18 protein-coding genes and 1 other RNA gene are annotated in these 20,408 nt (G+C 42.8%); 7 read left to right on the top strand and 12 right to left on the bottom strand.

Features of this window, described 5'->3' with window-relative positions:
* Positions 1-32: 32 nt before the first annotated feature.
* Together HEQ19_06090 and HEQ19_06085 are read left to right on the top strand one after the other, a co-directional pair.
* Complete coding sequence (locus HEQ19_06090) at positions 33-1,157, top strand: serine/threonine-protein kinase (protein ID WYL99149.1); 1,125 nt, start codon at positions 33-35, stop codon at positions 1,155-1,157.
* A 487-nt stretch (positions 1,158-1,644) separates the two neighbouring features.
* Positions 1,645-3,678 carry a serine/threonine-protein kinase gene (locus tag HEQ19_06085; protein WYL99148.1) on the top strand — a complete coding sequence of 678 codons (2,034 nt, stop codon included), beginning with the start codon at positions 1,645-1,647 and terminating at the stop codon, positions 3,676-3,678.
* Positions 3,679-4,083: 405 nt separating this feature from the next.
* Here HEQ19_06085 and HEQ19_06080 read toward each other — a convergent pair whose 3' ends face one another.
* Positions 4,084-5,301, bottom strand: a complete 1,218-nt coding sequence (locus HEQ19_06080; GenBank protein WYL99147.1) for an HhoA/HhoB/HtrA family serine endopeptidase — start codon at positions 5,299-5,301, stop codon at positions 4,084-4,086.
* A gap of 235 nt (positions 5,302-5,536) precedes the next feature.
* Between HEQ19_06080 and HEQ19_06075 the strand changes: the two genes are divergently transcribed.
* Positions 5,537-5,950, top strand: coding sequence for a metal-sensitive transcriptional regulator (locus tag HEQ19_06075; protein WYL99146.1), 414 nt, complete (start codon positions 5,537-5,539; stop codon positions 5,948-5,950).
* A 102-nt stretch (positions 5,951-6,052) separates the two neighbouring features.
* On the top strand, positions 6,053-6,859 hold the full coding sequence (gene menH / locus HEQ19_06070; protein WYL99145.1) for a 2-succinyl-6-hydroxy-2,4-cyclohexadiene-1-carboxylate synthase: 807 nt from the start codon (positions 6,053-6,055) through the stop codon (positions 6,857-6,859).
* A 223-nt stretch (positions 6,860-7,082) separates the two neighbouring features.
* Here menH and HEQ19_06065 read toward each other — a convergent pair whose 3' ends face one another.
* Positions 7,083-7,739 (bottom strand): glycoside hydrolase family protein, encoded by a 657-nt coding sequence (locus HEQ19_06065; GenBank protein ID WYM03281.2) that lies wholly within the window; start codon positions 7,737-7,739, stop codon positions 7,083-7,085.
* 253 nt (positions 7,740-7,992) lie between these two features.
* On the bottom strand, positions 7,993-8,649 hold the full coding sequence (locus tag HEQ19_06060) for an SDR family oxidoreductase (GenBank protein WYL99144.1): 657 nt from the start codon (positions 8,647-8,649) through the stop codon (positions 7,993-7,995).
* Between the two features lie 182 nt (positions 8,650-8,831).
* Between HEQ19_06060 and HEQ19_06055 the strand changes: the two genes are divergently transcribed.
* Entirely contained in the window at positions 8,832-9,515 is a 684-nt protein-coding gene (locus HEQ19_06055; protein ID WYL99143.1) for a DUF1997 domain-containing protein, read from the top strand.
* A gap of 88 nt (positions 9,516-9,603) precedes the next feature.
* Here HEQ19_06055 and HEQ19_06050 read toward each other — a convergent pair whose 3' ends face one another.
* The gene (locus tag HEQ19_06050) at positions 9,604-10,074 is read right to left on the bottom strand and encodes a DUF4079 domain-containing protein (GenBank protein WYL99142.1); all 471 of its coding nucleotides are present in this window, start codon (positions 10,072-10,074) and stop codon (positions 9,604-9,606) included.
* 183 nt (positions 10,075-10,257) lie between these two features.
* Between HEQ19_06050 and HEQ19_06045 the strand changes: the two genes are divergently transcribed.
* The gene (locus tag HEQ19_06045; GenBank protein WYL99141.1) at positions 10,258-11,541 is read left to right on the top strand and encodes an ankyrin repeat domain-containing protein; all 1,284 of its coding nucleotides are present in this window, start codon (positions 10,258-10,260) and stop codon (positions 11,539-11,541) included.
* Positions 11,542-12,121: 580 nt separating this feature from the next.
* Positions 12,122-12,643 carry a cobalamin biosynthesis protein gene (locus HEQ19_06040; protein ID WYL99140.1) on the top strand — a complete coding sequence of 174 codons (522 nt, stop codon included), beginning with the start codon at positions 12,122-12,124 and terminating at the stop codon, positions 12,641-12,643.
* 37 nt (positions 12,644-12,680) lie between these two features.
* Here the strand turns inward: HEQ19_06040 and HEQ19_06035 are convergent, their stop codons facing one another.
* From HEQ19_06035 to HEQ19_06000, 8 genes are all read right to left on the bottom strand, one after another.
* Positions 12,681-13,043 (bottom strand): phage holin family protein, encoded by a 363-nt coding sequence (locus tag HEQ19_06035; protein WYL99139.1) that lies wholly within the window; start codon positions 13,041-13,043, stop codon positions 12,681-12,683.
* A gap of 287 nt (positions 13,044-13,330) precedes the next feature.
* Entirely contained in the window at positions 13,331-14,242 is a 912-nt protein-coding gene (locus HEQ19_06030) for a peptidoglycan-binding protein (GenBank protein ID WYL99138.1), read from the bottom strand.
* 220 nt (positions 14,243-14,462) lie between these two features.
* The gene (locus tag HEQ19_06025) at positions 14,463-15,746 is read right to left on the bottom strand and encodes a pitrilysin family protein (protein ID WYL99137.1); all 1,284 of its coding nucleotides are present in this window, start codon (positions 15,744-15,746) and stop codon (positions 14,463-14,465) included.
* A gap of 50 nt (positions 15,747-15,796) precedes the next feature.
* Entirely contained in the window at positions 15,797-17,038 is a 1,242-nt protein-coding gene (locus tag HEQ19_06020; protein ID WYM03280.1) for a pitrilysin family protein, read from the bottom strand.
* Between the two features lie 481 nt (positions 17,039-17,519).
* Positions 17,520-17,933, bottom strand: coding sequence for a tyrosine-type recombinase/integrase (locus HEQ19_06015; GenBank protein ID WZI67122.1), 414 nt, complete (start codon positions 17,931-17,933; stop codon positions 17,520-17,522).
* 524 nt (positions 17,934-18,457) lie between these two features.
* Positions 18,458-18,641, bottom strand: a non-coding RNA gene (ssrS, locus tag HEQ19_06010) — 6S RNA.
* A gap of 98 nt (positions 18,642-18,739) precedes the next feature.
* Positions 18,740-19,912, bottom strand: a complete 1,173-nt coding sequence (locus HEQ19_06005) for a 5-(carboxyamino)imidazole ribonucleotide synthase (GenBank protein ID WYL99136.1) — start codon at positions 19,910-19,912, stop codon at positions 18,740-18,742.
* Positions 19,909-20,397 carry a pentapeptide repeat-containing protein gene (locus HEQ19_06000; protein WYM03279.1) on the bottom strand — a complete coding sequence of 163 codons (489 nt, stop codon included), beginning with the start codon at positions 20,395-20,397 and terminating at the stop codon, positions 19,909-19,911. Before HEQ19_06000 ends, HEQ19_06005 begins: the two co-directional genes overlap by 4 nt.
* Positions 20,398-20,408 lie beyond the last annotated feature (11 nt).

Here is a 20,408-nt window from a genome sequence, read left to right as displayed (position 1 = left end):
TAACTGATTTAAAACTTAGCTTTTCTGGAACTATGAATAGATTTTCTCCGAAAATAACGAAGTTTCACGAGAGTGTTTTACAGCAGACGCAGCTTGGTCAGATGTGTGGTTCTAAGGAACTATTTCGCGATCGCTATGAAATCTTGAGAATTTTGGGTAGAGGTGGTTTTGGAATCACCTTCTTAGCCAAAAATGCTGTACTCCCTGGAAAGCCTCTGTGTGTAATTAAGCAACTTTGTCCTAAGGTCAGTAGTCCCAAAAGTTTACGGAAGGCGTCTTTGCGCTTTGAAAAAGAAGCAAAAACTTTGGGTCAACTCGGTAGTCATTCCCAAATTCCCATGCTTTTAGACTACTTTGAAGGGAATGGAGACTTTTATTTGGTTCAAGAATATGTGCGTGGTTCTACGTTAGCACGAGAAGTACGGCGAACCGGTCACAAGAGTGAAGCTGAAGTTAAACAATTTCTGCTAGAATTATTACCAGTATTACAATATCTTCATAAACATCATGTAATTCATCGGGATATTAAGCCCCAAAATTTGTTGCGTTGTGAATATGACCAGCGCTTCGTACTCATCGATTTTGGGGCTGTGAAAGAGGAATTGGTTGAAATCTGTGAAAATTCCACCCATAAAAATCCGTCTACCAATTTTGTTGGGACGATGGGATTTGCACCACCGGAACAGTTTTCCCTACGCGCAGTTTATGCGAGTGATATTTATGCGCTTGGTGTAACTTGTCTTTATTTGTTAACTGGTAAAGGCCCTTTAGAATTTGAACATGACCGCAAAACTGGTGAAATCTGCTGGCAAAAAGAGGTAAATTTAACTGATAGTTTTGGCCGTATTTTGAGTAAAATGGTGAAAATTTCCCTGGAAGAACGGTTTAAAACTGCGGATGAAGTAATTAGAGCTTTGAGTGTGGCTAATCATGTGGCAAATTTAACAGAATGTTTAACTACTCAACCGCTGAGAAAACCAAATATTCCCAAAGAAGATGTTTCTGCGATATCCCATTCCATGATAGCCAGGAACAATTATCCGCAAGCAAACAGTCCCCAGATATATATCCCACCTGCAGAAAGAACTGCGATCGCTATTCGTGAATGGAAAGCAAAGCTACAGGAAACAAAATCGAAACGTCAGGCTAAAGACTAGTAAATTATACTTTTCAAACAACCTCTAAGAGATATTCGATACAATCACTCTTCTTGTTAAGGATCATTCCTATTTCATGACTTTTCAAAGCTCCTCTTATATCATGTTCGGTTGACCGCTTATAAAATGTCATTGCTAGCGTTGCGTTCTCTACGAGCGCCGAAGGCTACGCGATGACAAGTATTTATCCGAACATGATATTACAAATGACAAATGACAAATGACAAAATCAGTCAACTTTATTTCTGCCCACCAACTTACTTAGATTATTATATAATGAGAGAAATAATGTTTTGGCTCTTGTGGTTTTCCGGTATTTAGGAAAAATCGCTGGTATTTTATTTATAAACGCTGACTATATCAAGTAATTCCCCAATCCCCAAATTCAGGGGTTTCTACCAAAATTACACCAGAGCCAATCTTGATATCAAGGGAAATTTCGGGGCAAACTTAGCATATTTTGTCATGCAATGTCGCCTCTTTAATCATGATCTGTTGCTTAAATCCCGACTGTTTAAATCCCCAAAATCCTGATAGCAAAAAGTTTTGCCAAAGTTGTAGTACCCCACTAGTACCACTGTTAAGAAATCGCTTCCGTGTAATTCGGGTGCTTTCTGATGCGGGGGGATTTGGTAGAACTTATTTATCCCAAGATATAGATAAACTCAATGAACGCTGTGTTATCAAGCAATTAGCTCCAAAATTCCAAGGTACTTGGTCACAAAAAAAAGCAATAGAGTTGTTTTCTCAAGAAGCACAGCGATTACAAGAACTGGGAGAACATCCGCAAATTCCGACTCTGATGGCTTACTTTGAACAGGAACACTGTCTGTATTTAGTACAGCAGTTTATCAATGGGGAAAATTTGTTAAGTGAGTTACAGCAACGTAAGACTTATAAAGATAAAGACATTCAAGCAATCTTGTTAGATTTACTCCCCATCCTCAAATTTATTCATGATCGCGGCGTTATTCACCGCGACATCAAACCGGAAAATATTATCCGTCGTGAAAGTGATCGAAGATTAATTTTGATAGATTTTGGGTCCTCAAAACAGTTAACAGCAAGAGTGCAAAATAAAATTGGAACTGCTATCGGTTCACATGGTTATTCACCGATTGAACAAATCAGAGATGGTAAAGCTTATCCCGCTAGTGATTTGTTTGGTTTGGGGACTACTTGTTTTCATCTGCTGACGGGAATTTCTCCCTTTCAGTTGTGGATGGAACATGGATATAGTTGGGTGACAAATTGGCGTCAATATTTGCGAAGTCCCATCAATCCTGAATTAGATCGTGTGTTCGAGAAGCTGTTGCAAAAAGACATCCAGCATCGTTACCAATCAGCCGAGGAAGTCATTAAAGACTTGACTCATAAGCAACCACTTGCACTACCACCAACGGGAAATTCCACCGGAAAATTACCATTCACACACATATCATTTTTACCGAAAAAATATAGCATATTCAGGACTTTTATCTTGATATCTGCGGTTTTGATTCAGGTAGGATTTACCGATTCTTGGTATCAACAATATCGCCGGTTGCAAACCAGTTTATCTTCTCGACTGAATCAGTCAAATCAACATTCCAGGAACGGTGAAGTAGTTCTCAGCGAGACACCAAAGATTCCCTTAGAGAAAATTTCCTTAGCTAATACCGTCACCAGTCATGAAAACTCTGTGTTGTCGATCGCCATCAGTCCCGATAGCAAAATCATCGCCACTAATAGCGATCGCACCATCAAATTATGGAATCTCGCCACAGGTGGGGAAATATCCACCCTAACTGGTCATTCTGGACGGGTAAATGTTGTGGCTATGAGTCCCGATAGCAAAACTTTAGTCAGTGGTAGTGATGACAGCACGATCAAAATCTGGAATCTGTCCACAGGTCAGGAAATCCGCACCCTACTTGGGCATTCCGACTCCGTTCAAGCCCTAGGGATTAGCCCTGATGGCAAAACTTTGGTCAGTGGTAGTGATGATAACACAATCAAAGTCTGGAATCTAGCCACAGGCAGGCATATTCGGACATTAGTTGGACATAAATTTTGGGTACGGTCAATCGCTATTAGCCCAGATGGTCAAACCTTAGCCAGTGGGAGTTTTGACAAGACGATTAAAATTTGGCATCTGGATAAGGGATATACAATACACACACTGCTGGGTAATAACACAACAGTTACATCCCTAGCCATTAGTCCCGATGGTCAAACCTTAGCCAGTGGTAGCCGCGATCGCACCATTAAACTCTGGAATCTGTCCACAGGTCAAGAAATTCGCACACTCACAGGACATAATAACACAGTTACATCCCTAGCGATCAGCCCAGATGGTCAAACTTTAGCCAGTGGTAGCCGCGATCGCACCATCAAACTCTGGAATCTGGCTACCGGTCAAGAAATTCGCACACTCACAGGACATGAAAACAATGTGACATCCGTCATCTTTAGTCCTGATGGTAAGGTTTTAGTTAGTGGTAGCGAGGACAATACAATGAAAATTTGGCGTTTTTTGTAGTTGCGCCTGATACTTTTAACCGAGACATTCTCCGACATTTGAGATATCGTGAACATCCAGTACAACATCACCAACTGAGTTAGTGAAGGTCTCTACAAGAAGCACAACTACAAATACAGGACTTACGCAACTGGCGCATTATATTTGTAGGGTGTGTGACGCTACGACAAAAACCTGTACATAGATTAGGATCTCATGGCGTCACGCACCGTTTTTTTTCTGTGACACATGCGTAAGTCCTAAAATAAATTGCCTTTAGACCCCTATAATCCAATACAGTTCAGTTAAGGAAAATTGTCGTAGGGGCACGGCACGAATAAAATTGTCATTAGAAGAAAAGATTTTGGATGCCGTGCCCCTTCAGGTGTACCATTCGAGCCTAACTGAACTGTATTGCCCTATAATCTAAGTCGAAGCATTTTGTAACTCAGCGGTGCGGACTGATAGCTGCTGTGTTTGATTACCCCGTTGCACTTTCAACTGCAATACTTGACCGAGGCGACTTTCTTCGACAACATTCTGCAACTGTTCAGCTGTGGTGATTGGTTTTCCATCAATTTGCACAATCACATCACCGCGTCGAATACCCGCACGCGCAGCCGGTGAATTGGGAATAACCCGCATCACCAACACACCGTTAAGTTCGGGAATTTCGATAGTAGAATTGGGATCTTTGTTATTTTGCTTCGCTAACTGGGGTGTCAATGTTACCATTTGCACACCTAAATAGGGGTGAGCAACTTTACCATCACGTTCTAGTTGAGCGGCGATCGCCTTGGCTTTATCAATGGGAATAGCAAAGCCGATCCCCATCGCATCCGCACGAATCGCTGTATTAATCCCAATTACTTCACCTTGACCATTTAATAGTGGTCCACCGGAGTTACCAGGATTAATAGCAGCGTCGGTTTGAATGAACTCTAAGCGTTTGTCAGTAATCCCCACTTGGGCGCTGGAACGTTTGAGGGTGCTGACAATACCCAAAGTTACGGTATTATCAAAACCCAAAGGATTACCAACTGCGATCGCCCAGTCTCCTACCTGTACATTATTAGAAGAACCCAAAGACGCCACGGGTAAATTGTTACCAGCGTTAATTTTCACCACCGCTAAATCTGTGACTTCATCTATACCTTGCACTTTGCCTTCAAAAGTGCGACCATCTTTAAGGCGGACTGTAACTTTATCAGCTTGATCTACTACGTGGGCATTGGTGAGAATCAACCCACCCTTGTCAATAATAAAACCAGAACCTAGTCCACGTAACTCCTCCGTAGGTGACTGTTGGGAGAAACTTTCTCCAAAAAACCTGCGGAAAAAGGGGTCTTCAAAAACTGGATCGATACGGCGAGTAATCGTGCGCTCAGTATCAATCCGTACCACTGCTGTCCCAACACGATTCACGGCTTCTGTAACAAAGCTACTACTACCTATCGCCGCTGAAGCTGATGATGGTCCTTGGGCGAGTAGTTGTCTTCCTTCCATAGTCACAGCTTTTGGCGCTGGTTCCGCTTGGGAAGGTAACACCCCTAATGTACTAACGGTTAGCACAACTCCTATAAATATAGCTAAAACATGGGAACTGAGTTGACGGATAGACCAGGGTAATTGAGAAATTCGCATAATCACAACCTAAATTGAGAAACCTAATTGTTGCGTAGTCGTGACAAATTATCTACACTTATTTTGAGAGTCTTGACGCTGCTGCTGTGCATCAGGTATTGCCTGTTCACCCCAGACTTTAAATTGGGGCATTACGCAAGCCACCTGTTATTAAATTAAGTTAATACTTAGCCTAAAAGCTATTATGGACATTTCCCCTTAAAAGGTTCGGATTTTACCCAACAATCAATAACCCATGAATGGATCAAAACGATTACCTAAACAATCCTTGCCTACATCCGAGCAAGTAGAACACACCCACAATCACGATTTAGATGACGATACACACTCTCCAGATCTAAATCATACTCATGGGCAGGTCGATTCGGTTCATCCTCACGTCCATAATGAAGAATCTTTAAGGAAAATAGTCAACCGACTTTCGCGTATAGAAGGACACATTCGCGGTATCAAGACAATGGTGCAGCAAAATAGCCCTTGTCCTGATGTTTTATTGCAAATTGCTGCAGTTCGGGGTGCAATAGATCGGGTGGCGCGAATTGTTCTCGATGAACATTTAACTGAGTGTATTGCAAGAGCTGCCAAAGAAGGGAATATTGAAGTGGAAATTGAACAACTTAAAGCAGCTTTAGATCGATTTTTGCCTTAGAATAAGGTAGACGCATTTCCTATTTTATTTTTGATCGAAGATAAAGTTTATCGTTTGTAGTTGTACTTTAGCACTCAAGTGCAACTACGAACATTAAAGCTGATGCAAAATTACAATTTTCACTATTCTTTAATTAGCAACCCAGATAAGCCAGTCATCCTTTTTTTACACGGCTTCATGGGTAACATTGATGAATTTGATCAAGCGATAAAATTACTATCTGATGAATTTTCTTATTTAACACTTGACCTCCCAGGACATGGTAAAACCCAAGTTTTAGGTGGGGATGATTGCTATACAATGGAAAATACTGCCCAAGGGTTAATTAACTTACTGGATGAGTTAGAAATTCAGCAATGCTATTTAGTTGGTTATTCAATGGGAGGGAGATTAGCTTTATATCTGAAAGTGCATTTTCCCGAAGGTTTTACCAAAGTAGTTTTAGAATCAGCTTCTCCTGGTTTGATGACAGAAACAGAAAGATTAGAAAGAATTAAACGTGATGATCAAATTGGGAGTAAATTAACCAGAAGTCTAGAAAAAAGCGATTTTGCTGCTTTTCTGTCAAATTGGTACAATCAGCCAATTTTCGGTTCTATAAAAAATCATCCAGAATATGAACGGATGCTACAAAGTCGCTTGCAGAATCATCCCCTAGAATTAAATAAATCACTCCAATTCATGGGTACTGGAAGCCAACCTAATTTATGGAATCAACTGCAACAAAATACAAAACCTTTGCTTTTATTAGTTGGTGAAAATGACGAAAAATTTTTAGCGATTAATCATAAAATGGCAGCAATATGTAAAAATGCCCAGTTAAAAATAATTAGAAATTCCGCACATAATATTCACTTAGAAAATACCTGGGAATTTGTGCAACATATCCGAGATTTTTTCAAACAGTAGTTAGTTCATTGGTCATTGGTCATTGGTCATTGGTCATTGGTCATTGGTCATTGGTCATTGGTCATTGGTCATTGGTTATTGGTAAGCATTGGGGACATATTTACATGTAGTAATATAGTTTTGTTTTTTCGCGCCGACTTACTTGGTAGGATGTGTCAGTCCTAAATATTTAGACTAGCGCAGTTGTATTATTGTCTGACGCACCCTACAAAAAAGCAACACCTCAAACCTTCTTGTCACGAGAAGTTTGCAAAGGTGTAGGCGTTGGACTTGGGGACAAATTTAGCAATGGCGGTGTATTATTGATGTTTAATTCTTCTTGCAAAACTGTCTGATAAATTTTAGGCAAAGAGCGAGTGATCGAATTAGTTTCTATACCATAACCAAGACTTGTCCAAGTGGGAGACAATCGCCGCAAAACATCATTTAACTTTCCCTGATGCAAAAGTTGAGAAATATCAACACCCCAAACTCGTGAATCAGTCAACCAACGGTAAACCACTACATCTTGATACTCAGGCTCAAAACTATAAGAAGCCCAAAACATTAACTGCATGGGTTTTGGGTGATATTTGGGAGCAATTTGATACCAAGTAGTATTGATAATTTGGTATCTGCCCGCAGCAGTAGAACAATTTCCCTTATTTGGTCCGACAACAATAGTAACACATACCTCCGGATGGCGGCTGAGGTCAGTGACCTGCTGACCACCATACAAAAGAGAATAGGGACGGTTGCTATTAGCCTCACTGGCTGAGATAGTTCGCATTAAAGCGCGGATATAAGGGTCGCCACCTTTCATCACCAAACCTGGCTGTTTACCACCAAAGATGGGATCAGAAGGCGATCGCAAGTCTCCATATATATACCACTGTAACAAGCAGACAAAGCCGATCAGGGCGACTATGGGTCCAATTAGTTTCTCAACGCCTTTGAATTCAAAGCCTTTCAGAGTCCGACTCCTTAAATATGCGCTCTTTTAGGTAAACACAATCATTGACGCACTCATTCCGGGAAAGTTTACACCTGGGGACACAACGACCGCTCAGTGCATCGCTGGGGATTGGGGACTGGGGGGTTTAAAAATTTCTCTTCAATTTCCAATTCCCAATTCCCAATTCCCCAGTTATTAATCAGCACTGTTGAAAGAGTTCTGGGAAACTTTTAGAGCTAGCATCTGGTCTAGAAATAATCTCGACAATTTTATTGCGAGCGGCTGATTCAAATAGAGATTCGACACTAACCTGAGCAACTTTTTGCCGGGGAATGCTACCATCGAACAATGTATCAGCGCTCTGCATCACTATGGGGTTGGAGTTATCTTCATTCTTCAGCCCTCCCGGTCTGACAATTGTATAGGTAAGACCGCTTTTTTGGATGTATTCCTCCGCTTGCTTTTTCCAAAGCAAAATTAGCCAGAACAAATTCAGGGGATGGAATGGCTTGGAAACACACAAAGAAGAAACTAAGACAAAATGCTCAATTCCTTTTGTTTTAGCCGCATCTACTAAATTTTTAGTACCTTCAAAATCTACCTTATAGGGGCCAGTGGGGTCAAAGCTGGGTTTGGCGCCAGTGGCGCATAGCAGAACGGTGCTATCTCCCAAAGCAGCAGTGAGGCTTTGTGGGTTTAAAACATCGCCCACCACTAATTCCGCCTGGGGAGGCAAAATTCCTGTAGCTTTGTCTTTATCTCGTACCAAAGCCCGAACGGGAATGTTACGTGCTATCAGTTCTTGCACAATCCGGCGACCTGTTTCACCTGTTGCGCCTGCTACAAATGCTTTCATGAAAAACGCTATCCTGGGAAACTAGTATGTGTGTGATCGTTCCGTTTTTTATTTTAGTAATTCTATGGAGTTCATGACAGATTCATGAGGATTCCGTCAAAATGAAATCCGAGTGCGAAGCGACCCATAAAACCTGGGAATGATTAATATAGACAAACGCCATAAGATACAGGAATGCATTTATGCTTTCAAGCAACGGCGAATACAAAACCTTGGAAATAAAAGAAGCAATTTTGTCTGGGTCGTCAGACCTAGCAGCACCAGAGGATGCACTCACACCAGTCAATGCAGCGACACCAACAAAATTTTACGGTCGCTATAACGATTGTATGCCCATGTATGCCCCAAAGCAGAAGGTTGCTGAGTATCTTAATGGTCACGCCCTATGGTTTTCGCGTTGCGCTGAACCGATGAAGGTGGAACCCTTGGGAGAAAATGGCTATGCTTTAATAATTGGTACTTTTGGCTCTTTTGGTTATGAAGTAGAGCCAAAAATTGGTTTGGAACTTTTACCCCCCTCAGAAGGTGTCTACCGGATTCGTACCATTCCCATTCCTGACTACCATCCACCTGGTTATGATGTAGACTATCGGGCATCGCTACAAATAATCGATGATGTGGTAAAGGATGACCCTAATCAAATTATTGAGGTTTGTCGGGTTGAGTGGGAATTGGATTTGGTCGTTGATATTCATTTCCCTCGATTTATTCAGCGATTACCTAAGTCTATAATTCAAGCTACAGGCGATCGCTTGCTTAACCAAATTGTCCGCCAAGTCTCCCGTCGCTTAACACGCAAAGTACAAGAAGATTTTCACCAATCTTTGGGAATACCCTTCCCTGTTAAGTCTCAGAAAAAATGGTGAGTCAAGGGTCAAGGGTCAAGGGTCAAGGGTCAAGGGTCACAAAAAACTTTTGACTTTTGACCTTTGACTCTTGACTCTTGCCTAAAAACTATGCATTACTCAGAATTCTTTGAACAATCTCTATGCCGGTGATTGCTTGCCAAGCAAAAAGTCCCAAAAGGGTGAAATTGAGCAAAATGTGCGTCGTACGCGCCCAATTTGCCCCTTTACGCATATAAGGAGACAAGGCAGCAGAAAAGGCAATTAGACTTACCATACCAAGTCCGGCTAGCAGGTGAGGCCCAACAAACAACTTACCATTATTAATGTAAGTCACAGCCATACCACCAATCGCACCCGCTACAAGTAAAGCCAAGAGTATAGACCCTATTTGCTCGTGTCTTATATTATACTTGCCTTTAATCAGTTCTTTTTTCTCGTCACCCTCGGCGTTTCTGGTACGCTGTACTTGTAGCCCCAGGTAGGCAGCATAGACTGACAGTGCTAATAGTGCCCACATAGTCAGTGGGTGAAAGAAATTCAGCCAATACTTCAAGGATGCAGAAAGTTCCAAATTCATGGTGTCTCGCCTGATTATTAAATCTTCATAAAACTTAGCATAACTCTATTTTATTCATTCGCCGAACAAGTTGGGGATTGGGATAATCACTCGAAACTCCAAACTCCTCATCCCCCCCTCTTGCAAAAGTGGATAAAGAATCTCAGACTAAATTTTGAGCGATGATCAATCGGAATCTCTTCCATGACTCAAAACAACGATGTCTTGCTGCTGATGGCTGCTAAAAGTGGTGATATCAAGCGGCTGTGTGCGTTCCTGGCTGCAGGTGCTAAGGTAGACGTGTGCGATCGCGATGGCACTACAGCTTTAATGTTTGCGGCTAATTTAGGCTATACCGAAATTGTGCGATCGCTGCTGGATGCTGGCGCCAATATTAACTTGAAAAGAAAACGCTATGGTTTGACGGCTTTGATGTTAGCAACTAGTGCCAATCAGCCTGATATTGTCCAGCTTTTAGTATCCAGAGGCGCGGATATCAATGCTACTAATGAAGATGGCAGTACAGCTTTGATGGCAGCAGCACTCAAAGGTGATGTTGATCTGGTGCGAGTCTTACTGGCTGCTGGTGCTAAGGTGAATCTCGCAGATCAAGATGATGACACTGCTTTAAAACTGGCAGTTAAGCACGGACATGCGCCAGTTGTGCAACTTATATCACAAAATGGTGCTGATGTCAACTACCAATATCAAGAAGGCGAAACACTTTTAATGATAGCAGCAGACTTGGGGCATCTGGATGTTGTACAAACACTGCTGGACGCAGGGGCTGATGTGACTGCGAAAAATACAGATGGTGGAACGGCGCTATCGGCGGCTACAGCGGCGGGACACAGTGCGATTATCTCGACTTTACTAGATCGAGGTGCCCTGATTAATCACCAAGATAGCGATGGAGAAACTGCCCTACACCTTGCTGTTGTTGAAGGCTACGTTGATATAGTGCAAGTATTACTTGACCGGGGCGCAAATGTCCATATTAAAAATCGCCTCGGTGATACACCAATACTTCTAGCCGTGTTCCAAGGACACACCCAAATTGTGGAAACCCTGCTGCGTTTTGGGGCGAATATTCAGGAAAAAAACCTGGGTGAGAACCCTTTGACACTCGCAGCATCCCAGGGACACACCCAGATAGTCAAAGTGTTGCTAGACTACGGCGCTGATGCTAATACACCAGCAGATGATGGCAAAACAGCTTTGATTAAAGCTGTAGAAAGTCAGTATACAAGACTGATCCAGCTGTTGCTAGCGAAAGGGGCAAATGTGAATTTTCAAGACTCTGCAGGGGCGACGGCGTTGATGTGGGCTACTTCAGCCGGGGATTTTGAGGCGGTGCAGATTTTGTTGCAAGCTGGGGCGGATGTGAATTTAAAAAATCGCGGTGGTTATACGGCTTTGATGATTGCCGAATTTAATGGGTATAGGGCTATAGTGCGGAGTTTACAAAAAGCTGGGGCACAGGAATAAAAAACTTGGGCGTTGCTGAATCGAGATATGAATTTATCTCAATTCAGCAACGCCAATATAATTCACTCATAATAATAAATAAACAAATTCTTAAGAAATCAAAAATGTAGCGTAGTTGATTGATAAAAATTTTCACAGATTAAGAAGAAATTGAAACACCAAGATAGACAGGGCAAAATGCTGGAGCCTCTAGAATTATAAGGAAGCAACAATAAAGAAGTAAATTTACCTTTTACTTTTTACCTTGTCTCGCCCTCGGTGTTTCCTACTGTGCTAGATGGCAATAATATATAATTTTTAATTTTTCAGAACAGTATTCTAAAGCTCAATTTTTATGTATCATAGTAAACCTTCACACCAGTTCCTGATCTTCTGCTCTGAATTGGCGCTGGTTGTCAGTGATTTGAATCACAGATCTTCTTGGGGGCGTAAGGCCTTGCGCCTCAAAAGTGTGGTTTATCTACCGCAAAATTGCTGTCATAAACTCGTCCATACAGGAGTTTAATGTTAGGAGTTTGGAGTGATGGTATAGTAATCATATTTGATTTCTGAAAAAATCTCAGTACCTGTAGGGTGGGCAATGCCTAGCCTACGTATATTTCAAAAATCAAATATCAGTCCTATATATAATAAAATTTGTCAATTGCAGTCGCATCAAGAAGTTTTTTGGGTGGGAATAGGTTGTCAGCGAGGGACATCACGCCAGTTGATGGAAACGGCGATTCAGCAAGTGTTTAGAGAAAATCATCTGGATGAAAATGCGATCGCAGGTATTGCTACTATTGACACTAAAGCCTCAGAAGTCGGTTTAAGGGAATTTTGCCACTTACGCAATTTACCTCTCAAAACCTTTCCAGCAGAAATCCTCCGTACCGTCTGGGTTCCCAATCCAGCCAAATTAATTGACCAAGAAGTGGGGACTCCCAGCGTTGCGGAAGCTGCTGCTATTTTTGCAGCTGGTGGGGAGAAACTCGAAAAGCAGCAGTCTCTCAATTCCTCATTGACAAATTTGACAGTGAGGCTGTTGGTTCCTAAACAAATTTTTCGGTTACAAGGGGAAGGATCTGTAACAGTAGCTGTTGCTCAAGAAATGAAAGGGTGAGGTTTGAACTTACGAATTACGAATTAGTAATTATTTGTCAATCAACGACTCTCAGAAAATAGTTAATCACACTAGAAACAATCGCCAGCACAATTGAGCCGAACAAAGCAGCCCAAAAATTCTGAATTAGAAACAGAGTACGGGGAACCAAGAAACTGGCTATGTACAGAGTCAAAGCGTTGATGACAAATGTAAATAAACCAAAAGTGAGTAAGGTAATTGGAAATATCAAAGTCCGCAAATTCCTTAAAATCGGTCTAATCGTCGCATTAACCAGGCCGATAACCACAGCCACCACAAGTGCTGCTACAAAACCGTTAAGCACAAATCCTGGCACGATTCTAGAGGTGATCAACAACGCCACCGCTGTACCGAGCCATGTTAATAAAAACTGTTTCATAAGCTGTTGAGCAAAAATAGCAGAAAGTTTAAATTATGCCTCTGTAATTAAATGAAATACAAAACTTTCATAAGGTAGAGTACGTTAAATTTGCCTAACGCACTCTACATGAGAAAGTATCTCGCCTATTAGCGATAAAACACATCGAACTATGTAAGTAGGCGGGAATAAACCAAAAAATGTTACGAAACGTAAACATGCCTCAAACCCTGAGCAATGACAAATCACAACCCTCACTAGTAGACTTTATTAGTACCGACCTACTTATACAGCAAATTCATCTCAGTTTAACGTTGTCGCTTTGATTGTTGAAGCAGAAAATCCCAGGTAGACCCACCGACTACGCCGTCAGGCTCTAAACCATACCGTGTTTGTGCTGCTTTGACAGCCGCTTCGGTTGTTGCACCAAAGTCTCCATCTATACTCCCACTTAAAAAACCCAGCTTTTGTAGTTGCTGTTGCAATTTGACAACTTCAGCACCACGATTCCCTAAACGCAAAATCGGCAATCCTTCTTGGGTGTATTGTAAGGAAGGGTTGCGTTCAGGGCTAATTATTGGTGTATTACGGGTGGGTGTGTTACGGCTGGGTGTGTTACGGCTGGGTGTAATCAGGGGCGATGTAGTCCTGGTTTGTCGGGGGATGTTAGCCTGTCTTGGTTGAGCCGGCTTTGGCTCAGGGATGGGTCTGAGAACCTGAGAAATGTTACGCGATGAATTATTACGCGATTGGGTGGGAACAGTCAACGGTGCTGCTGTCATAGGTGTGGAGTTAGCGGGAGAAACACCAGATGAGACGATTGGTCCACTAGGGAAAAGTCTTTGCCACGTGATGTTATCAACAACACCATCAGGTGTTAAGCCAGCTGCTTGCTTAAACCGGGAAACGGCGCTAACAGTATTCTCTTGATATATACCGTCTACTGGACCTGTATAAAAGCCCAAAAGTTTCAGTGCGGCCTGAAGTTCCGATACAGACTCTCCTTGGCTACCACTTTTGAGGGTAGGGCGATTAATTGTACCTCCTGCAATTACTTGAGCAATTTCCTCTGGTGCGGCAATTGATACTATAGCAGAGGTGCTAATAAAAACAGGGGTTGATGACAATAAAAGTAGCCAAGACAACGGCTTGCTACCCAAGGAAAATGATTTTAGTGTGTTTAAGTGACTCAAGATACTTACTGACAGGCTGCCTTTCATGGAATTTGCCACTGAAATATTCTGATGCTAATATTACAGCGCCTTGAGTCTAGAAAAAAGCTAATATATTCTTCTGTGCGTCAGTACCTAACTCGGTGCAAATAAACCTTACTGGTTGGTAGTCCACCACACAAATTTTGCTGGGTAAAGGAATGAACCACATAGGTTTTTCCAAGAATTTGAAAATCTGCTTTACCTGGTAAAGTTACCTTAGTAGACATTAAAGCCAAGCACTATTAATTGCTTCCTCTGGACCTACTAAAGACAAATAAGGTTCGTGTAAATACCGACGCGCTGCTGTGATAGCATCGGTGACATTTACGGCTGCTATCATCTCCTGAAATGTTCGGTCAAACTCAATTCCTAACCCTAAAATTTCATACCACCCATAGATCTGAGCAATTTGTCCATTAGTTTGTTTACCTAAGGCGTACTGCCCTAGTATCTTGTTTTTAGCAGCCTGGAATGCACTGGCTGTGACTTCGGTGGTAGACAATAAATCTACTTCTGTTTGCAGTCCTTTGAGGGCGATGCTGGTATTTTCGGGTGCGGTACCGATATAAACGACGAATGAGGCTGGCAACTGTCTGGTAGGGTAAAATGCAGATACTTCATAAGCCAAACCCTGCTTTTCGCGCAATTCGACAAATAAGCGACTAGAAAGTCCGTTTCCCAAGTAGGTAGAAAGTAACTTGAGAGGGGCGTAGTCAGGAGAACTTACCGATGGTCCCAAATAACCCAACATGACGATAGATTGTTGTGACTGTAGGGGTTTGAGTCTGGGTTGTGGTTCGACGCGAATTTCTGGTAAATTTAATGTGGGGGTTGGTTCGGCGGTAGGTTGCCAATCACCAAAAACTGCTTCCACCAGCGCCACTGCCTCTTTTGCTGTAACTCTACCAGCAATACTAATTACCACATTATCTGGACGAAAATAAGTCTGGTGATATTTAACTAAGTCCTCACGAGTTAAACTACTCATGGTGGTTTCATCTCCCAAAACCGACATGGCATAGGGATGTTGTTGGTACATTACTTGTCGCAGCTGGTCAAAAGCGAGGGTAAAGGGCTGCTCTTTTTGCGAGCGTATATCTTGGAGTGCTAAACGCCGTTCTAGTTCCACTTGGGCTTCGGGAAATGTCGGCGATCGCAAAAGTCGCCCCGCCAATGTTAAAATTTCGCCAAAATCTGCTGTCACCGTCTTTAAGGACAGCAAAAAATAATCAGTCGTAGCATCGGCGCTCAAACCCGCGCCTAAAGATTCGACTTTTTCGGCAATTTCTAAGCTAGAAAGTCCATCACAGCCTTTTGTCATTACTGCAGATAACAAATGTGCCAAACCAGCCTGCTCCCGGTTTTCGGAAGTACTACCAGCACGGACAAAAATTCGCCCCGCGACGATATCCGCAGCCGGATTTTCTGTTACTAGTAATACAATACCATTTGACAGTACAGTCCGGTGAATGGAGGAGTCAGATAGGGAATTATTCACAGTTTGAGTCATTAGTCAAGGGTCAAGGGTCAAGAGTCAACCGACATTAATGATTAATATGATTAATCGGGTTTAAGTACGGTAACGGCGTAATTTTGGGGTGAAAGATACTGTTGAGCTAATTTTTGCAATTCTTGGGCATTAAATGATTTAATCTGCTGGGGATATGTCACCGCTAATTCTGCTTGGGCAATGGTATTATAGTAACCATAAAGTCCTGTAAGTTGATTTGGGGTTTCTGTGGAAAAGGCATACTCATTACACAGTAGCCTGCTGATACGGGCGAGTTCCCGCTGGCTCATTTCTTGGCTGTGCAAATTATCCAAGTGAGCGCGAATCAACAATTCAACTTCCGCCAAATGTTCTGCATCCAACCAAGCAGTAATGGTAAATAAACTCGATTCCCGTTGTAAGGAAAAATTACTGCAAATTCCTTGTACTAATTGTCTTTCTTCGCGTAAATCTTGTATTAAGCGGGAAGTCCGCCCTTCTGCGAGTAATACCGTCAGCATATCTAAACCATAGGCTGTCCGCAGTTGTTCTACTCCTGGCGCAGTCCACGCCATCAGCAACCGCGCCTGCTCTAGCCGTGGTAAAATGATCTCTCGACGACAAATTCCTGATATTATTGGTTCGGGCAGTTTTTCGCATGGCGGACAATCAGCGCGATGTCCAAAATTTTTAAAGGTGCGTTTGACTAATTCTAATGCTGGCTGTTGGGCAATTCCGCCAACAATGACCACCGTCATGTTTTCTGGTTGGTAGTGGGCGCGGTGAAAACGGCGCATTGCTTCTGGTGAGTGGTGCATTAGTTCTTCCTCAGTCCCCAAAACTGGACGACCGTAAGGATGGCGATCGTAGATGCTCCCGATGAGAGTTTGAAATCCGATCCAGTCGGGATCATCTTGACAGGCGCGAATTTCTTCTAGCACCACATCCCGTTCCCGGATAAATTCATCATCGGGAATTGTCGCATTCAGCAACAGATCGCCTAAGTGGGGTAGAGTTTCTTCTAGATAAGCCGCTGCTGTGGTGACAGAGTAATGGACATAATCGTAGCTCGTAGCAGCATTACTCACCCCACCTCTATTTTCGATGTTATAATCAAATGCCCCAGGGGGTAAGGTCGCTGTGCCTTTAAAAATCATGTGTTCTAAAAAATGCGCCATCCCAAACCAATGTTCTGACTCAACGCAGGCTCCAGCACGCACCCAAACATCAGCCACAACTACGGGTGTAGTGGGAATCTCTTGATGAATCAACGTTAAACCATTGTCTAGGTGAAAAACCGAGGCGGGAAACACGGTACTAGTTGGTTGTTGTTTTGACAATTTTCTGTAGTTTTAACCACAATTTAACGCAATTTGACTATCTTAACTCTGAAATGTGCCAAATTTTGAAGTCATTTATACAGATTTTATTTTCTTGAGCAGTTTTTGCTGACTCCTCATCGAGTTCCCCAATTTGCGATTCGCTCGGCGTCTTGTAGGAAGCGGTTTCCCACTGGTGTCAACTTAGAGATATTTTCATCCAGTAACCACAGATGCTCGTAGGGGCGCAAGGCCTTGCGCCCCTACCGCGTGGTCTATTTAAGCAATAAACTAGCAAGTCTTCTATTTGAGGTTGAGCCGAGATAAAGGCTAGTGCGGAAATAAGGACTGAAAACCCTTAATTTTTCGTTACCTACAACAGTGTTGCGTACAATAAAGTAGCAAATTACCAAATACAAGTGGGATAAGTGTTAAGAGCCTCTATTTCCGAAATCGCAGCTATCTCGGCTCAACCTCAAGCTGAGATCGCGTTTTGCTTCTGCTTCTCAGTCACACCCAGATATCGCTCCAAAGCTGCCAACGTCCGATGCCCCGATATCTCCTGAATGTGGCGCAACGGTATCCCCGCATCGCTCATCCTGGTTAACGCAGTCCTCCTGAAACTGTGGGTACTAACGCCTTCAATCCCCAGCCGCACACAGGTATCTCTGAGGATTTTGTCAGCGCTGACCTTGTGAATATGTCCCAACCCATGCCGCCCCGGAAACAAGAACTCCTTGCGGCGGTTAGGGTTGTACTGTTCTAAATACTGCCTAAGCTTGGGATGAACTTGGATTTCCCTAGTGTCCCGCTTGCCTTTGGTGTTGACGCTGCGTAACACCAACACCCCTCTGACACCGTTGCTGCCAAACACATCTAGAACCGCCAAAGTGCAAGCTTCATTGATCCGGCAAGCAGCATAAAGAGGTTGAGCCGAGATAAAGGCTAGTCCCGCGATTTCAAACTATTTGTTTAGCCGGATCAATTTTTAGATACCTCTAAATCCACACGATATGATACCAGCTGTAGGGGCACGGCATTGCCGTGCCCCTACGCGAAATCTATATGTATCAGCGTTTTTGTAGTATTATATGAGACTTTGAAAACACGCCCTAGTACTCTGTCAAGATAAAAATGATGGACTGTAGTGCGGGCATCTTGCCCGCGTGAGCGAGACGCTCACACTACCAAAAATCCCTCAAAACAAAATTGACAGACTACTAGTGCGGAAATAAGGACTGAAAACCCTTGATTTTTCGTTACCTACAACAGTGTTGCGTATAATAAAGTAGCAAATTACCAAATATAAGTGGGATAAGCGTTAAGAGCCTCTATTTCCGAAATCGCAGCTATCTCGGCTCAACCTAAATTAAAGCTCCCAAGATTATTTCAACCTTGGGAGCTAAAAATTTGAAGTTCACCGCGACGCCGTTTTACCTAAGTTTATGACCTGGTTAAACCAGGTGGGTACCGCAATTCTTCGTTTAAAGTTTCCGGGTACTAGCCCGGTCTACTGCCACGAAAACTCTTTGATTCCCTTTTCTTTAAAGACATAGATCAAAAAACTTGATGGCAGTCACCAACGTCGTAGTGCAACTAGAGTCATTATAACCTTGAAAAAGATGTTGTGTGTTGAGTATGAAAATTTTCTGACAATTTCAAAATATTGAACCGTTAACCGTTAACGGTTCAATGTTAATTGGGATACCAGATAGATTCTATGGTGTCGGCTATAGCGTTTGCTGCATCTCGGTTCTGATGATTCAGCAAAACGGTGATATGTCCCAGTTTACGCCCAGGACGGGATTCGGTTTTACCGTACCAGTGGACAGTGGCTTGGGGAATTTCTGCTAGTTGTTGGCGTTGGCTGTGGTAGTCACTTTGAGAATTTTCGTATCCCAAGAGGTTGACCATCACAGCACTGGCGCAGTTTAAGGCGGTATTACCCAAGGGTAAGCCACAAACTGCTCTCAGATGCTGCTCAAATTGGGAAGTTTCGCAAGCGTCTAGGGAGAAATGTCCAGAATTGTGGGTGCGGGGGGCAATTTCATTAACTAGGATTCTACCATCGGTGGTGAGAAATAGCTCAATGCCAAACACTCCCACGACTTGTAGATTATTGAGTAAAGTGTGAGCGATCGCTTCTACTTCTGCAGCTTGATTGGCGGTAATATCGGCTGGCGCAATTACCCGACGACACACCTGTTGTTCTTGCTGAGTTTCCACAACTGGATAAGTCACAACTTCCCCATCTACAGAACGAGCTGCTATAATTGCCAACTCTCGCTCAAAGGGTACAAATTCTTCGATTAAAAATAGCGGTTGTCCGAAAGTTTTTTTTGGATTGACAGTATTTAACTTTTGTTGCAAACTAGTCCAATCGTCAATAATAAAAGTACCCTGTCCGTCATAGCCGTGGCGGCGCGATTTGAGGACTACTGGAAAACCGAGATATTCGACTTTAGATTGAAGATTTTCTGCTCCATTTGTGTTGACATACTGGTCAAGGGCAAAAAAATTCGGGACAGGTAATCCCAAATCCCGTAAATAGCAGCGCTGGTGATATTTATCTAACAGGGGCGCCAATGCTGCTAATCGTGGACGGAAACAAACGCCTTGATGTGCTAGAAGGGATAAAGCATCAAGGTTGACAAACTCATTTTCAAAGGTGACGACATCAGATTTGGCGGCTAAAATTTCTGTGCTAATAGCGTCATCCACAGGGGCAAAAACCGTATCCTCGGCTATAGTGACAGCAGGATCTTCGTTGCTAGGAGTTTGTATGATCAATTCGACTCCTAACTTCTTGGCTGCATCTCCCATCATCCAGGCTAGTTGACCACCACCAATTATACCTACACGCTTCATGAGCATCCTAGAGAATCACGAGTTTTCACACCTGTTTTGGAATTGACACCACTGGCTTTGTTGCACAATTCTTTAATTTGCGCCCGATCCAAAACCGCATCAGTAAAATCCGTGCTGGTGATATTTACATCTTCAAAAATAGCACGCAGCAACAGAGCTTCTTTGAAAACGGCATCACTTAAATCTGCCTTAGTCAAGTCTACCTGATCAACCAATGCATAACTTAAGTTTGCCCCGTGTAAATTCGCTTGTGTCATCACCGAAGCACTCAGAACTGCTCCCCGCAAGTCAGCGCCTGCAAAGTTAGTCAGTTCCAAATTGGCATTAGAAAACTCAGCCCCTTGTAAACTTTGTCCCGAAAAATCTTGTTTTGTCAACTCTGCATTGCTAAATGACAGCGGATGAGTCCAGTCTGCCAGAGCGGGGGAAGTCATGCACAATACAATCATCCCCAAAATTAAAGCCAATCCTTGCCGCCAAAACATACTACGCACTA

The sequence above is a fragment of the Gloeotrichia echinulata CP02 genome, assembly GCA_038087035.1.
GTDB lineage: Bacteria > Cyanobacteriota > Cyanobacteriia > Cyanobacteriales > Nostocaceae > Gloeotrichia > Gloeotrichia echinulata.
The sequence above is the reverse complement of the archived record's forward strand: the minus strand, read 5'-3'. Positions and strand labels throughout refer to the sequence as shown.